The 14,235-nt window shown below is 62.6% G+C and carries 13 protein-coding genes; 8 read left to right on the top strand and 5 right to left on the bottom strand.

The features are described 5' to 3' along the window. The first annotated feature begins 43 nt into the window (after nucleotides 1–43). The 6 genes from AC1DWQ_RS21255 (at nucleotide 44) to AC1DWQ_RS21280 (ending at nucleotide 5,077) form a co-directional block, all read left to right on the top strand. Entirely contained in the window at nucleotides 44–895 is an 852-nt protein-coding gene (locus AC1DWQ_RS21255) for a carbohydrate ABC transporter permease (protein WP_477671422.1), read from the top strand. Nucleotides 896–916: 21 nt separating this feature from the next. Next, nucleotides 917–1,987, top strand: a complete 1,071-nt coding sequence (locus AC1DWQ_RS21260) for an ABC transporter ATP-binding protein (RefSeq protein WP_477671423.1) — start codon at nucleotides 917–919, stop codon at nucleotides 1,985–1,987. An 8-nt stretch (nucleotides 1,988–1,995) separates the two neighbouring features. Beyond that, the gene (locus AC1DWQ_RS21265) at nucleotides 1,996–2,763 is read left to right on the top strand and encodes an SDR family oxidoreductase (protein ID WP_477671424.1); all 768 of its coding nucleotides are present in this window, start codon (nucleotides 1,996–1,998) and stop codon (nucleotides 2,761–2,763) included. A gap of 27 nt (nucleotides 2,764–2,790) precedes the next feature. Further along, nucleotides 2,791–3,867 (top strand): L-idonate 5-dehydrogenase, encoded by a 1,077-nt coding sequence (locus tag AC1DWQ_RS21270; RefSeq protein WP_477671619.1) that lies wholly within the window; start codon nucleotides 2,791–2,793, stop codon nucleotides 3,865–3,867. Between the two features lie 64 nt (nucleotides 3,868–3,931). Beyond that, entirely contained in the window at nucleotides 3,932–4,318 is a 387-nt protein-coding gene (locus AC1DWQ_RS21275) for a cupin domain-containing protein (RefSeq protein ID WP_477671425.1), read from the top strand. Nucleotides 4,319–4,327: 9 nt separating this feature from the next. Next, nucleotides 4,328–5,077 carry a FadR/GntR family transcriptional regulator gene (locus AC1DWQ_RS21280; protein WP_477657613.1) on the top strand — a complete coding sequence of 250 codons (750 nt, stop codon included), beginning with the start codon at nucleotides 4,328–4,330 and terminating at the stop codon, nucleotides 5,075–5,077. A gap of 92 nt (nucleotides 5,078–5,169) precedes the next feature. On the opposite strand, the gene AC1DWQ_RS21285 is transcribed toward AC1DWQ_RS21280, so the two are convergent. Continuing rightward, a complete protein-coding gene (locus tag AC1DWQ_RS21285; protein ID WP_477671426.1) occupies nucleotides 5,170–6,915 on the bottom strand; it encodes a DEAD/DEAH box helicase in 1,746 nt (581 codons plus the stop codon). A gap of 380 nt (nucleotides 6,916–7,295) precedes the next feature. Between AC1DWQ_RS21285 and ettA the strand changes: the two genes are divergently transcribed. Then, complete coding sequence (gene ettA / locus AC1DWQ_RS21290) at nucleotides 7,296–8,957, top strand: energy-dependent translational throttle protein EttA (RefSeq protein WP_457279253.1); 1,662 nt, start codon at nucleotides 7,296–7,298, stop codon at nucleotides 8,955–8,957. A 14-nt stretch (nucleotides 8,958–8,971) separates the two neighbouring features. Further along, complete coding sequence (locus AC1DWQ_RS21295; protein ID WP_477671427.1) at nucleotides 8,972–9,508, top strand: DUF1415 domain-containing protein; 537 nt, start codon at nucleotides 8,972–8,974, stop codon at nucleotides 9,506–9,508. A gap of 10 nt (nucleotides 9,509–9,518) precedes the next feature. Here the strand turns inward: AC1DWQ_RS21295 and AC1DWQ_RS21300 are convergent, their stop codons facing one another. The 4 genes from AC1DWQ_RS21300 to AC1DWQ_RS21315 form a co-directional block, all read right to left on the bottom strand. Further along, nucleotides 9,519–9,884, bottom strand: coding sequence for a response regulator transcription factor (locus tag AC1DWQ_RS21300; RefSeq protein WP_477671428.1), 366 nt, complete (start codon nucleotides 9,882–9,884; stop codon nucleotides 9,519–9,521). Nucleotides 9,885–10,049: 165 nt separating this feature from the next. Then, the gene (locus tag AC1DWQ_RS21305) at nucleotides 10,050–11,873 is read right to left on the bottom strand and encodes a sensor histidine kinase (RefSeq protein WP_477671429.1); all 1,824 of its coding nucleotides are present in this window, start codon (nucleotides 11,871–11,873) and stop codon (nucleotides 10,050–10,052) included. A 14-nt stretch (nucleotides 11,874–11,887) separates the two neighbouring features. Beyond that, a complete protein-coding gene (locus AC1DWQ_RS21310; protein ID WP_477671430.1) occupies nucleotides 11,888–12,985 on the bottom strand; it encodes a M14 family metallopeptidase in 1,098 nt (365 codons plus the stop codon). Between the two features lie 16 nt (nucleotides 12,986–13,001). Further along, nucleotides 13,002–14,216 (bottom strand): M20 aminoacylase family protein, encoded by a 1,215-nt coding sequence (locus AC1DWQ_RS21315; RefSeq protein WP_477671431.1) that lies wholly within the window; start codon nucleotides 14,214–14,216, stop codon nucleotides 13,002–13,004. Between the last annotated feature and the right edge of the window lie 19 nt (nucleotides 14,217–14,235).

Below are 14,235 nucleotides of genomic sequence, written 5' to 3' on the forward strand. Positions count from 1 at the left end.
GGGGGGCGCCCGGCCGCCTAGAGATGGCTCGTCGGAGGCCGGTATGACCCGCTCCGCATTGAAGGTCATCTCGACCGAAGCCAAGCTACTGCTCATCGGCATCCCCGTGTTGATCTGGACGCTGCTGCCGATCTACCACATGGTGCTGTTCGCGCTGTCGCCCAAGGACCAGGCGACGACGGGCCAGCTCTGGCCGAAAGCACCCACACTGCGAAACTTCGAGTTCGTGTTCATGCAGAAGCATTTCTACCTGGACCATTTCTGGATCCAGCTGTGGAATTCCTTGCTGATCGCCGTGTCGGTCGGCGTGCTCACGCTGTTCGTGTCGACCTGCGCGGCCTTTGCCATCAGCCGTTTGCGGGTTCCCGGCGGCCGTACGGTGATGAACATGGCACTGTTCACCTACTTCATCCCCGCGGCCTTCTTGGCCGTGCCCATGTACAAGACCATGGGCAACTATGGCCTGCTCAACAACCAGTGGGCGCTCATCCTGGCGATGGTGACGATCGCCTCGCCGTACTGCATCTGGGTGCTCAAGCAGGCGTCGGACAAGCTGCCTTGGGAACTGGATGAAGCCGCGAGGATGGACGGGGCCACGGCCATGCAACTCTTTCGCCTCGTTTACCTGCCATTGATGGTGCCTTCGCTGGTGGCGGTCGGGACGTACGCGTTGCTGCTTGCCTGGAACGAATACCTCTACGCCTTTTTGCTGCTGTCCAAGGACGACAGCGTGACGCTGGCGGTGGCGCTGGGCAATTTCCTCTCGGCCGACGACTCGCCATGGGAACTGCTCATGACCACGGGCCTTATCTACGCGATGCCGCCTGCGGCAATTTATTACGCATTCAAGCGCTATATGGTCGCAGGCCTCACGGCCGGCGCCGTTAAAAGCTGATTCACAGGAAAAATAAACAAAATGGCATCCGTCGCATTCAACAAAATCGAGAAGTCCTTCGGCAAGGTCAAGATCATTCACGGCATCAGTTTCGACATCAGCGATGGCGAATTCGTTGTGCTCGTCGGCCCCTCGGGCTGTGGCAAGTCCACGCTTTTGCGCATGCTGGCCGGGCTCGAAGAGATAACCGGTGGCGAGATCTCCATCGACGGCAAGGTCATCAACGACCTCGACTCCAAGGATCGCGACATCGCGATGGTGTTCCAGAGCTATGCGCTCTACCCGCACATGACCGTGCGCGACAACATGGCCTTCAGCCTGAAACTGCGCAAGGCCGACCAGGCGATCACCGACAAACGCGTGGGTGACGCGGCGCGCATCCTGAACCTCGACCCGTTGCTCGACCGCTTCCCGCGCGAGCTGTCAGGCGGCCAGCGCCAGCGCGTGGCCATGGGCCGAGCCATCGTGCGCGACCCCAAGGTATTTCTCTTTGACGAACCGCTGTCCAACCTGGATGCCAAGCTGCGTGTTGCCATGCGGGCCGAGATCAAGGCGCTGCACCAGCGCCTGAAGACCACGACCGTCTACGTGACGCACGACCAGATCGAGGCCATGACCATGGCCGACCGCATCGTCGTCATGCACGACGGCATCATCGAGCAGATCGGCACGCCGCTGGAGCTGTTCGACCGGCCGGGCAACCTTTTCGTCGCGCAATTTATCGGCTCGCCGTCGATGAACGTGATGAAGGGCACGCTTCGCGTCGCGGATGGCCGCACCTGGGTGGAAGCAGAGGGGCATTCCTGGCCGGCGCAGGCGCTGGCCAATGCGGTGGACGGGCAAGCGGTGAACTATGGCGTAAGGCCCACCGACCTGAAGGTCTCCACGACCGGCACAGGCATCCCTGCCAAGGTGATCGTGATCGAGCCGACGGGCGCGGAAACCGAGCTGCTGCTGGAAGTGGGCAATAGCAAGATCATTGTCGTCATGCATGGCCGCACCGATGCGCAGCCTGACGACATCATTCATCTGGACGTGGCGCCGGGCAAGGCCCACGTCTTCAACGGCGACAGCGGTCAGCGCCTGTCGTGAGCGCGGCCATGGTCGCCGACTCATTCAAGCTGAACGGCAGGCTGGCGCTCGTCACGGGGTCATCAGCCGGCATTGGCCTGGCGCTTGCGCGCGGGCTCGGCCAAGCTGGCGCGGTCGTGGTGGTCAACGGGCGCAATGCCGCCAAGGTGCAGGAGGCAGCGGCCCTGCTGCGCAGCGAAGGCATCACCGCACATGTGAGCGCGTTTGACGTGACGGATTCCGGGGAGGTGAAGGCGGCGGTGGAGACCATCGAGTCAACCATCGGTCCGATCGACATCCTGTTCAACAACGCGGGCATGCAGATCCGCAATTCGCTGGAAGAGTTTGCCGAAGAGGACTGGCGCAAGCTCATGCGCACCAACCTGGACAGCGTCTTCATGGTGGGCCAGGCCGTGGCACGCAAGATGATCCCGCGCAAGCGCGGCAAGATCATCAACATCTGCTCGGTGCAAAGCGAGATCGGCCGGCCGGGAATCTCGCCCTATATGGCGACCAAAGGTGCGGTGAAGATGCTGACCAAGGGCATGGCGATCGACTGGGGTCCGCATGGCCTTCAGTGCAATGCAATCGGGCCGGGGTACTTCAAGACCGAGCTGAACGAGAAGCTATCGTCGGATGAGAAATTCAATTCCTGGCTGATCGGCCGCACGCCGAGCCGGCGTTGGGGCGAAGTGCATGAACTGGCGGGGGCGGCGGTTTTTCTGGCCAGCGATGCGTCCAGCTTCATGAACGGGCATGTGCTGTATGTCGATGGCGGGGTCACCGCCCAACTTTGATTTTTTGTGAGCTGAACTTCAATGAATATGCGCGCCATCGTCTGCCACGCCCCGCTGGATCTGCGCTTTGACTCGCAGGCAGTCGAGCCCGTCGGCCCGAAGCAGATGCGCGTGCGTGTTGCCTTCGGCGGCATCTGCGGCTCGGACCTACACTACTTCCAGCACGGCGGCTTCGGCACGGTGCGCATCAAGGAGCCGATGGTGCTGGGGCATGAAGTTTCGGGCATCGTGAGCGAAGTGGGCAACCAAGTCGCGGGTTTCGCACCCGGGCAACGCGTGGCTGTGTCCCCATCGCGTCCTTGCGGCGTCTGCAAATACTGCCAGCTCGGCCAGCACAACCATTGCCTGGACATGCGTTTCTACGGCAGCGCGATGCGTTTTCCCCACGTGCAGGGCGCATTCCGCGAAACGCTGGTGATCGATCAAACGCAGGCCTACGCCGTGTCCGAAGATATTTCTTTGTCGGAGGCTGCGCTGGCTGAGCCGCTGTCGGTCGGCCTGCATGCCATCAATCGCGCGGGCGTCGTGTTCGGCAAGAAAGTGCTGGTCACCGGTTGTGGGCCCATCGGCGCCTTGCTGATCGCGGGCCTGCGGCGCGCCGGGGCGGCCGAGATTGTGGCGGTGGATATTGCGGAGTTGCCGCTGGCTTGCGCTCTCAAGATGGGTGCGGACAAGGCGATCAACCTTTCGGCGCAGCCCGATGCGCTGGCGCCGTATGCGTTGGAGAAGGGCTACTTCGACGTCATGTTCGAGGCCTCAGGCAATGAACGCGCGCTGCTGTCCGGGCTCCAGGTCGTCGCCCCGCGCGGTGTGATTGTGGCCGTGGGGCTGGGCGGCGACATCAAGATCCCGATGAACGCGCTGGTGGCGCGTGAGATCGATCTGCGCGGCACCTTCCGCTTCCACCCCGAGTTCGCGGTGGCGGTGGAGTTTTTGAACAAGCGCCTGATCGATGGCCGGCCGGTCATCACCGATATCATGAACTTCGACCAGGCGACGGACGCCTTCAAGCTGGCTGGCGACAAGGGTAGGGCCATGAAGGTGCTGCTGCAGTTTGCGCCTGATGCTGCGGCCAGGGCCGGGCTTGCGCAGGCTGGGGCCTGAGACGCGGGAAATTGCACGCCGGATTTATCCAGAACGAACACATGAACACGAACACGGAGCTTTTTTGACCACCTTCACCAAAGTTATTCTCTACACAGACGACGCCGACGGCCTCGCAAAGTTCCGCGAAGAGCAGGTTCCGCTGCCGGAGGGCAATCCGCAATCCATGCTGTCCACGCTGATGCCTTCAGGCGGCTACCAGTTGCGCCACAGCCCGGTAGGTTTTCGCAGCCAGTTTCATTGCTCGCCGCACGGCCAGTGGGTATTCATTCTGGGCGGCGAGATGGAGATCGGCTTGCAGGGTGGAATTTCCCGCATCTTCAAGCCCGGACAGCATTTCTACTCCGCGGACCTGCTGCCGGCCGGCGCCACCTTCGATCCGGCCGTGCATGGCCATTGGAGCCGCCAGGTAGGTTCGGACCCGTTGGTCACCTTGTTTGTGCGAGGCTAAAGGAACCCCATGGCCACCATGAAAAACGTCCACGGCAACACGGTTGACCACATCGGGGAAGCCATCGTCGCGGGCCGTTATACCGCCGGCATGTCCATGCCGCCGGAGCCGGTGCTTTGCGAGGAACTGGGCGTGAGCCGCACGGTGGTGCGCGAAGCGGTCAAGTCACTGATCGCCAAGGGGCTGGTTACCACCGGGCCCAAAGTGGGCACCCGCGTGCTGACCGAGGAGCACTGGAACTGGTTCGATCCCGACGTCATCGCCTGGAAGGCCAAGGCCGGCATCACGCCCGAATTTTTACGTGACCTGCTGGAACTGCGGCGCCTGGTGGAACCAGCCGCCGTGCGCATGGCCGCCGAGCGGGCCACCGCGGAAGAGATCGCCGGGATCGAGGATGCCTATGCCGGTATGAAGCGCGCCGTGGAAGGCGGCGGCGACTACGTCACCTACGACCTGCGTTTTCACCAGGGCCTGCTGCGTGCCGCGCACAACCGCATGCTGGTCCAGATGAGCAAGGCGCTCAGTGCCTTGCTGCGCACCAGCTTTGAAATTTCGACCATCCGCAAGGACGGGCCCAAGCGCTCCCTGCCGCTGCACCGGGCGGTGCTGGATGCGGTGATCGCGCGCAACCCGGCCAAGGCCGAAAAAGCCATTCTGGTGCTGATTGACGGCGCGCACGAGGATATCGAGCTGGTGCTCGGTTCGCGGCGCCGTTTGCCCAAACTGAGCAATCCGGCCAAGCAGCTGAAAGCAGCTTGAGCCTGAGGTGCGGAATTGGCCTTTTGCAGCCTTATGCCGCGCCGGACAGTTGCATGGCGGCACCCACGCAGTGGGATCGCCGCCGTTAGCGCTTAGCGGCCGGTAAACGAGCCGGGACCGCCAGGCCGGCGGGGCCCGTTGCCCCGGCCGCCGCCGCCACCACCGCCGCCATTACCACCACCAGAGCGGTTGCCGCCCCGGTAGTTGCCGCGGTTGCCGCCCGTGGGCTGGCCGGAGGACGGGAAACCCGAGGAGGCGTGGCTGGCGGGTTGCTGGTTGTCAAAGTCGTTGCGCGGCTCCCTCGGCTCGCTGCGGGGTGCGCGTGGCTGCTGGTCGTCGCGCGGCGGGCGCTGCGCCTGCTGGCGTGGCGGCTGGCCGTTCTGTGAGTAGCCCGAAGCCTGTCGTGGCTGGCCGGGGTTGGGTGTGCGGGGACCGCGGCCGCTGCCGCCGCCGTTACCGCCACCACCGTTGCCGCCGCCTGCGGGACCGCGTCCGCGCGCGCCGCCATTGCCGCCGCCGTTACCGCCACCTGCACCCCGCGCGGGCTGTGCGCCCTTGGTGTCGCGAATGCGCTGCATCATTTCAGTACGGGCTGCTTTGGCGGCAGCCTGCATCACGTCGCGGCTTGGCGGCTTGCCCAGGCCACCCCAGATGGTCTGGCGACCCATGGCCAGCGGCTCGGCGCGCTCGCCGGCTTCGGCTTCAAAGCCGGGGACCACGATTTTTTCGATGTTCTGCTTGGTGAAGCGCTCGATGTCCTGCATGAAGCCTTCTTCATCGAGGCAGACCAGGCTGACGGCTTCGCCGCTGTTCCCGGCGCGGCCGGTGCGGCCGATGCGGTGCACGTAGTCTTCGCTCACGTTCGGGATTTCGTAGTTCACCACGTGCGGCAACTCGTCGATGTCGATGCCGCGGGCGGCGATGTCAGTGGCCACCAGGGCGCGAATCGTTCCGCTCTTGAAATCGGCCAGGGCCTGGGTGCGGGCGGTCTGGCTCTTGTTGCCGTGCAGCGCCATCGCGGGGATGCCGTTTTTGGTCAGGTGTTCGGCCACGTTGTTGGCGCCGAACTTGGTGCGGGTGAACACCAGCACCTGGCTCCAGTTGTGCTCGTTGATGATGTGGGTCAGCAGCGCTTTTTTCTTGGCTCGCCCGACGGGATGGATGGTCTGCGTGATGCGCTGCACCGTGGTGTTGCGCGGCGTGACCTGGATGGATTCGGGGTTCTTCAGCAGGCCGTTGGCGAGCTCGCGGATTTCATCGCTGAAGGTCGCGCTGAACAGCAGCGATTGTTTTTGCTTGGGCACCAGGGCCAACACTTTTTTGATGTCGTGGATAAAGCCCATGTCCAGCATGCGGTCGGCTTCGTCGAGCACCAGGATCTGTACCTGGCTCAGGTCCAGCGTGCCCTGGCTCGCGTGGTCCAGCAGGCGGCCGGGAGTGGCGACCAGGATATCGACGCCGCGGCGCAGTTTTTCAATCTGGGCGCCCATACCGACGCCGCCGAACATCACCATGGAGGTGAGGTCGGTGTATTTGCCGTAGGTGCGGACGCTTTCTTCGACCTGGGCCGCGAGCTCGCGGGTGGGGGTCATGATCAGGGCGCGTACGGCGTTGACGCCGCGGCGGTTGGTCAGGCGCGCTTCGGTGGAAAGGCGCTGCAGCAGGGGCAGCGTGAAAGCTGCGGTCTTGCCGGTGCCGGTCTGGGCGCCGCCCAGCAGGTCCACGCCTTTGAGCACGGCGGGGATCGCCTGGGTCTGGATGGGGGTGGGGGTGTCGTAGCCCTGCTCGAGCACGGCCTTCAGAATGGCCGGAGCCAGATTCAATTCTTCAAATGTCATGATGTTGCGCCTGTGTGGCGCTTTAGATCGGCCTGTTGGGTGCCTTGTTGAAAGGCAAACCCGCCAGTCAAAGGCAGATGGGGTCAGAAAGTGGGCCCTAAACATTACGTTTTACATCGTAAGCAGCCACTTGAAGCGGTACCCGGATGTGCCCAAATGTTGAAGGCAACTGGAGCCAGCAACGCCTGTATTGTCGCACAGCAACGATAATGGAGGCATTCACGCATAAAACACGCTTTGCCAAAAGGCGTTTGCGCCCAGGCGCGGCGTGTCGTTCCAGCCCGCAAGAAAGCCTGCTGACAGCCTGTAGAAATAGCATGTACAGGCGGCAAGCAGCCCGTTTTCCTGCATTGTTTTCATTTTTACCAAAGTTAATCCTGATGGCTCAGTACGTATTTACTATGAACAAGGTCGGCAAAATCGTGCCGCCCAAGCGCCATATCCTTAAAGAGGTGTCGCTCAGCTTCTTCCCGGGCGCCAAGATCGGCGTGCTGGGCACCAACGGTTCCGGCAAGTCCACGCTGCTCAAGATCATGGCCGGCCTGGACACGGAAATCGAGGGCGAAGCCACTCCCATGCCGGGCCTGAACATCGGCTACCTGCCGCAGGAACCCAAGCTGGACCCCGAGCACACGGTACGCGAAAGCGTGGAAGCCGGCATGGGCGCGGTATTCGCCGCCAAGGCCCAGCTCGAAGCTGTGTACACGGCTTACGGGGAGCCCGATGCCGACTTCGATGCGCTGGCCGCCGAGCAGGCCCGCCTGGAAGCCATCATCGCCACCGCCGGCACCGATTCCGAGCACCAGCTTGAAATCGCCGCCGACGCGCTGCGCCTGCCGCCCTGGGACGCCAAGATCGGTGTGCTCTCGGGCGGCGAAAAACGCCGCGTGGCCTTGTGCAGCTTACTGCTGTCCCGGCCCGACATGCTGCTGCTTGACGAACCCACCAATCACCTGGATGCCGAATCGGTGGACTGGCTGGAGCAGTTCCTGCAGCGCTTTTCGGGCACCGTGGTGGCCATCACCCACGATCGCTACTTCCTGGACAACGCCGCCGAGTGGATCCTGGAGCTGGACCGCGGCCACGGTATCCCCTGGAAGGGCAACTACAGCAGCTGGCTGGACCAGAAGGGCGAGCGCCTGGCACAGGAGCAAAAGGGTGAGGAAGCCCGCGCCAAGGCCCTGAAGAAGGAACTCGAATGGTCACGCCAGAACCCCAAGGCGCGCCAGGCCAAGAGCAAGTCGCGCCTGGCCCGTTTTGAGGAACTCTCCGACTTCGAATACCAGCAACGCAACGAAACCCAGGAAATCTTCATCCCTGTGGCCGAGCGCCTGGGCAATGAAGTCATCGAATTCAAGAATGTCAGTAAATCCTTCGGTGACCGCCTGCTGATCGACAACCTCAGCTTCCAGGTGCCCGCAGGCGCCATCGTCGGCATCATCGGCCCGAACGGCGCAGGCAAGTCCACGTTGTTCAAGCTGATCGCCGGCAAGGAAACGCCCGACAGCGGCGAAGTCGCCATCGGCAAGACCGCGCGCATGGCTTTCGTCGACCAGCACCGCGATGATCTGGCCAATGAAAAAACCGTCTGGGAAGACATCTCGGGCGGACTGGACATGCTGACCGTCGGCAAGTTCACCATGCCCAGCCGGGCCTACGCTGGCCGTTTCAACTTCAACGGTGCAGACCAGCAAAAACGCGTCGGCATGCTGTCGGGCGGAGAGCGCGGGCGCCTGCACCTGGCCAAGACCCTGATCGCGGGCGGCAACGTGCTGATGCTTGACGAACCCTCAAACGATTTGGATGTGGAAACCCTGCGCGCGCTGGAAGACGCGCTGCTGGAATTCGCCGGCTCCGTGCTGGTGATCAGCCATGACCGCTGGTTTCTGGACCGTATCGCCACCCACATCCTGGCCGCCGAAGGCGACAGCCAGTGGACTTTCTTCAACGGCAATTACCAGGAGTACGAAGCCGACAAGAAGAAACGCTTGGGTGAAGAGGGCGCCAAACCGAAGCGTGTGCGCTTTAAGGCCCTGCACTAAGCCTGGACGCAGTCATGACAGACCAGGAGGTTCTGGACAAAACCCGCTTGTGGCTCGAAAAAGCCGTGATCGGGCTCAACCTGTGCCCGTTCGCCAAGGCGGTCTATGTCAAGAACCAGGTGCGCCTGGTGGTGAGCCGGGCCCGCCATGCGGACGGCCTGCTCGAAGAACTGGACCGCGAACTGGATCTGCTGGCGGCGACGCCGGCCGAAGAGGTCGACACCACGCTGCTGATTCACCCCACGCTGTTTGACGACTTCCTGGACTTCAACGATTTCCTGGAAATCGCCGAAGGCGTGGTGGATGAGCATGGCCTCGAAGGTGTGATCCAGCTGGCCAGCTTTCACCCGCAGTTCCAGTTCGATGGCACCGAGCCCGGCGACATTGGCAACTACACGAACCGCGCACCCTTTGCCATCCTGCATTTGCTGCGCGAGGAAAGCGTGGAACGGGCCGTGGAGGCGTTTCCCGAGGCTGAGGCTATCTTTGAGCAGAACATCCAGACGCTCGAAAAGCTGGGCCACACGGGCTGGAAGGCGCTGGGCCTATAACGCTGAGGCCTTATTTGGGCAAGTGCTGCTTGAGCACCGCGTGCAGCTGCGCGAAATTAAAGGGCTTGGTCACGTAGCCGCTGGCACCCAGGCGCAAGGCTTCCTCCAGCCGCTCTGACTCCGCGCTGGCCGACAGGAACACAAAGGGCACCTGCTTGAGGGCAGGTTCCGATTGCAGCGCGGCCAGAACCTCCATGCCGTTCATCAGCGGCATCATCACATCGCAAAAAATCAGGTCCGGCTGCTGCTCTCTGGCCACTTGCAGGCCGGCATGGCCGTCTGCCGCTGCCAGGCCTTCGTGGCCCTCCAGCCGGACAAAGCGCAGCAGGTTGTCCCGGATATGGGATTCATCTTCAATCACCAGAATGCGCGCCATTTTTCTTTCGCATTGAAGTCCCCGCATTTCATCGTGGGCGGGGCTGATTTCCCTGAGCTACCCGGCAGGCTCTGTCGCAGTGCCGGGCTGGTATCCATCTTATAGCCTTACCCCGGTTTCCCCAATCTGCCCGATGCGCTGGCTGGTTTGGCCAGGTTCCGCGACTCAAATCGTGACGGTAAAGCGCGTGCCCTGGCCCACGACGCTGGTTACGTTGATGTGGCCGCCGTGCAGGTCGACCGAATTTTTGACGATGGCCAGCCCCAGGCCCGTGCCCTGGATTTCGCCGACATTGCTGGCCCGGTGGAACCATTCGAAAAGGTGGGGAAGCTCTTCGGCCGGAATGCCTATGCCCTGGTCCGCCACCTCAAAGGCCACACGTCCCTCCAACGAAAACACGCGAAAAGAGACTTTTCCGCCTTGCGGCGAATACTTGATGGCGTTGGACAGCAGGTTGCCGAAGATATGGCGCAGCAGCTTTTCATCAAAAATCCCGATCTCCGGCCGGGCCCCGAATTCCAGGATCAGCTCGCAGCCCGCCTCTGAATACTGGATGCGCGCATCTTCCACCAGGTTCTGGCAAAGCAGTTGCAGATTGATCTCTGCCGGCTGGAACGCCAGCATTTGGGCCTCCACCTTGCCCAGCAGCAGCACGCGGTCCAGCATCTGGGTCATGCGTTGTACGCCGGTTTCTATGGTGGCGATGACGTCGGCTTTTTCGGGCTCGGGCAGGCGGTCGCCGTAGTGCTTGAGGAGTTCGGCGGACGACAGGATAAAGGCCAGCGGCGTGCGGAATTCATGCGACGCCACCGAGATGAAGCGCGACTTCATGTCATTGAGCTCGGTTTGCCGCTGCAGGGTCTGGCGCTGCGTCAGTTCGGCCTGCAAGCGGGCCGTCGCATCTACCACGAAGATCAGGGTCGCCTCGCGCTTGCCCCATTCGATCTGCACGGCGGAGAGCTCCAGCGAACGAACTTCGCCAGCCTGGGTGATCACGCGAAAACCGTACATCGAGTCGACCTCGTCGCCCCGCAGGCGACGCTCGTGGCGCTCGCGCATCACCGGCAGGTCGTCGGGGTGGACGGTCGCGGTGTAGGGCTGGGACAGCAGGTACTCCCGCGGATGGCCCACGATGCGCTCCAGGCTGGGGTTGGCAAATACCATGCGGCCGTCCTGCACAACCACCACGCCGACACCGACGTTTTCAATCACCGTGCGGTAGCGCTCTTCCGATTTACGCAATTCATCCAGCGCCTGATAGCGTTCAATCGCACTGCTGACGTGGTTGGCGACAAAGGACAGGATGTCGGCATCGGTGTCGCTGTAGGCCACGCCCGGTTCATAGCCCTGCACTGCGAGTACGCCGCCTATGGTGCCGCGTATGTGCATGGGCACGCCCAGCCAGGAACTGAAAGTCATGTCGCCACTGCCTTCCGTCACATCACCGGCGGCTTCCAGTACCTTCAGGCGCATGGCGTCAATAATTTGCGGCTTACCGGTACTCAGGACGAATTCGGTCAGACCCCTGCGGTACGGCACATTGCTCAGTTGCAGCGCATCGCCATCGCGCTCGTCCACGTAATAGGGGAAATCCTTTCGGTGTTTCTGCGCGTCGTACAGACACACATAGCAATTTTTGGCATACAGCAGCTCTCCCAGCAAGCCGTGAACCGACTGCAGGAAATCGTAGAAAGAGAGATCTGCTGCTGCACGCTCGGCAATGCGGTAAAAAACCCGTTGCAGGGTTTCGGCTTTTTTTTGCTCCAGCGCTTCGACCTGAAGTTCGCGGGTTCGCTGTTCCAGCCACAGGTTGGCGGATGTCTCCTGCTTTTGCTTTTCAAGCTGCAAATTCCGGTAGTCGGCCTCTAACCCCTGATATTGCTGTTGCAGCTGCTTGAGCTGGAGTTGCAGATCGGCGTCGGACGGCATGGCGCGGCTTTCGTGCTCGGGTTGAAAAGAGGGCTGCTGCAATGGCTGCACCCGAGTCATTATGCGGCCCTGGTTCAGGGGGTGTTCAGTCCGCTCACGGTCTGGAACATGGCCTGGCGCGCCTGAGCCAAGATTTGCGAGCGCCATTCGTCCGTGTCGACATAAAACGCGTTCATCATCTGCCGCTTGATCGTCGCCTGTTGCTCCGCGGGCATCTCAGGATGCTTGTGCAGCCAGTGATCGGCACGCAGGGCGGCAATGACGTCCAGAATGGGCACCGTACCGTATTCCATGGCCATGCCGGTGTATTCGGCCTGTGGGCATTCGTCGGGAACCGACGCCCACATCAAACCCGTCAGGTGCGCCGAGCTGGAGGAGCCGTCGTAGAACGAGGTGACGGGGGTGGCGCCGCCGCCGTCCCACCAGGCGCGCGCGCGTGCCAGGGCTATGGGATCGTTGTCGCAGGCAAAAATGCGCTCACCAATCCCGCTGGGGCCCAGTCCTGTGTGCAGGTCCATCCAGGCGATGCGTTTAGCCCGTTGCCCGAATGTTTGCAGCACTTCGCGCAAGGTGCGATTGCTCCACGTTGGCTCCGTCCCGCCGAAAAACATGCCATCGGCGTATTCGTGCTGGCCTTGCGACACGGCCGCCTGGTAACGTGCCACACCACGGGTGTCAATGTAGGCCGCAATGGCGGCCTGGTTTTCGCTTGTAGGGGGCCACCGCGCGGGTAGCAGCAAATCGTGGAGCTCGCGGTAAGCCTCATTGACAGGCAAGGGCTGGCCGAAGTCATGGAAGTTGCGGTTCAAGTCCACGTTTTCGTGCGTGGTGCGCCGTGCATGGGAAAAGCCGTGGGGATTGATCGCGTGAATGTAGAGCACTGCCACACCGCCCGCGCGGGCCTTGGCGCGCCATTCGGCGTCCTGTGCGGCATACACCTGCACACCCGAGCCACAGTAGCCTTCCACGCCGTGGCAAGCGCTGCTGACGATAAAGAGCTTGTTTGCGTCAGGTGAGCCGTCCAGGGCCACATCCATCGCGAGGGTTTCGCCGTCGCGGCCCTTCAGCGGGTGTTCATAGGCGCGAAGCGCCATGCCGGCGGCGCGAGCCGCCTCGAGGAATTTGGCGCGCGCAGCCGCATAACTGGCTGAAAAAGCCGCGTGTGTGTTCATGGTGTTGTTGGCGTTGTCAGGGGCGCACCTCAGGAACCGTGCCCAGCCAGCGCGTAGCCAGCTGGACCCAGTAGGTGCCACCCAGGGGGATCAGGTCGTCGTTGAAGTCGTAGCTCGGGTTGTGCAGCGTGCAGGGCCCTTCGCCGTGGCCCATGTCGCGGTGCGCGCCGTCTCCGTTGGAAATGAAACAGTAGGCGCCGGGTTTGGCTTGCAGCATGTAGGCGAAGTCTTCGGCGCCCATGGTGGGCTCCTGCGGCAGCACGTTGGCCGGCCCCACGATGTCGCTCATCACCCGGCGTGCGAAGTCGGCCTCGGCGGCGCTGTTGACCGTGGGCGGGTAGTTGCGCGTGAACTCGAATTCGCAGCGTGCTTCAAACGCGGCACAGGTGTGTTCGGCCACTTCCTTCATGCGCTTTTCAATCATGTCCAGCACTTCAATGCTGAACGTGCGCACTGTGCCCTGCAACTCGCAGAAGTCTGGCACCACGTTGGTCGCTTCTCCGGCGTGAATCATGGTCACCGAGATGACGCCCGCATCAACCGGTTTTTTGTTGCGGCTGATGATGGTCTGGAAGCCCTGCACCATCTGGCAGGCGATAGGCACAGGGTCGATGCCGAAGTGCGGCATCGCGGCGTGGCTGCCCTTGCCGCGTATGGTGATCTTGAACTCGTTGCTTGATGCCATCACTGGCCCCGCGCTGACCGCGAAAGTGCCGACAGGCGCGCCCGGCCAGTTGTGCATGCCAAAGACCGCTTCGACGGGGAATTTTTCAAAGAGGCCGTCCTTGATCATCTCGCGCGCGCCGCCGCCGCCTTCCTCGGCCGGCTGGAAGATCAGGTAGACCGTGCCGTCAAAGTCTCGGTTCTGCGAGAGGTGGCGTGCCGCGGCCAGCAGCATCGCGGTGTGGCCATCATGGCCGCAGGCGTGCATCTTGCCCTGCCGCGTGCTGGCATGGGGGAATTTGTTGAACTCCTGCATGGGCAGCGCGTCCGTGTCGGCGCGCAGCCCCACGGCCCGGCCACAAGCGCCGCCGTCGCGGCCGTGCACGATACCCACCACGCCGGTGGTGCCCATGCCGCGGTGAATCGGGATGCCCCAGGATTCGAGCTTTTGCGCGACCACGTCGGCAGTGCGTACTTCCTGGAAGCACAGTTCGGGATGGGCGTGGATGTCGCGGCGCACGGCAGCGATGTCGGCCGCCCCGGCCAGGATGGATTCAATGATTTTCATGGCGGTGTCCCCTGAGAGT

Source organism: Polaromonas sp. P2_G11, assembly GCF_056403595.1.

What these genes read in the sequence shown, in the direction of transcription:
- AC1DWQ_RS21255 (WP_477671422.1), top strand. Translation starts at nt 44, where the DNA reads ATGACCCGCTCCGCATTGAAGGTCATCTCGACCGAAGCCAAGCTACTG.
- AC1DWQ_RS21260 (WP_477671423.1), top strand. Translation starts at nt 917, where the DNA reads ATGGCATCCGTCGCATTCAACAAAATCGAGAAGTCCTTCGGCAAGGTC.
- AC1DWQ_RS21265 (WP_477671424.1), top strand. Translation starts at nt 1,996, where the DNA reads ATGGTCGCCGACTCATTCAAGCTGAACGGCAGGCTGGCGCTCGTCACG.
- AC1DWQ_RS21270 (WP_477671619.1), top strand. Translation starts at nt 2,791, where the DNA reads ATGCGCGCCATCGTCTGCCACGCCCCGCTGGATCTGCGCTTTGACTCG.
- AC1DWQ_RS21280 (WP_477657613.1), top strand. Translation starts at nt 4,328, where the DNA reads ATGGCCACCATGAAAAACGTCCACGGCAACACGGTTGACCACATCGGG.
- AC1DWQ_RS21285 (WP_477671426.1), bottom strand. Translation starts at nt 6,915, where the DNA reads ATGACATTTGAAGAATTGAATCTGGCTCCGGCCATTCTGAAGGCCGTG.
- ettA (WP_457279253.1), top strand. Translation starts at nt 7,296, where the DNA reads ATGGCTCAGTACGTATTTACTATGAACAAGGTCGGCAAAATCGTGCCG.
- AC1DWQ_RS21295 (WP_477671427.1), top strand. Translation starts at nt 8,972, where the DNA reads ATGACAGACCAGGAGGTTCTGGACAAAACCCGCTTGTGGCTCGAAAAA.
- AC1DWQ_RS21300 (WP_477671428.1), bottom strand. Translation starts at nt 9,884, where the DNA reads ATGGCGCGCATTCTGGTGATTGAAGATGAATCCCATATCCGGGACAAC.
- AC1DWQ_RS21305 (WP_477671429.1), bottom strand. Translation starts at nt 11,873, where the DNA reads ATGACTCGGGTGCAGCCATTGCAGCAGCCCTCTTTTCAACCCGAGCAC.
- AC1DWQ_RS21310 (WP_477671430.1), bottom strand. Translation starts at nt 12,985, where the DNA reads ATGAACACACACGCGGCTTTTTCAGCCAGTTATGCGGCTGCGCGCGCC.
- AC1DWQ_RS21315 (WP_477671431.1), bottom strand. Translation starts at nt 14,216, where the DNA reads ATGAAAATCATTGAATCCATCCTGGCCGGGGCGGCCGACATCGCTGCC.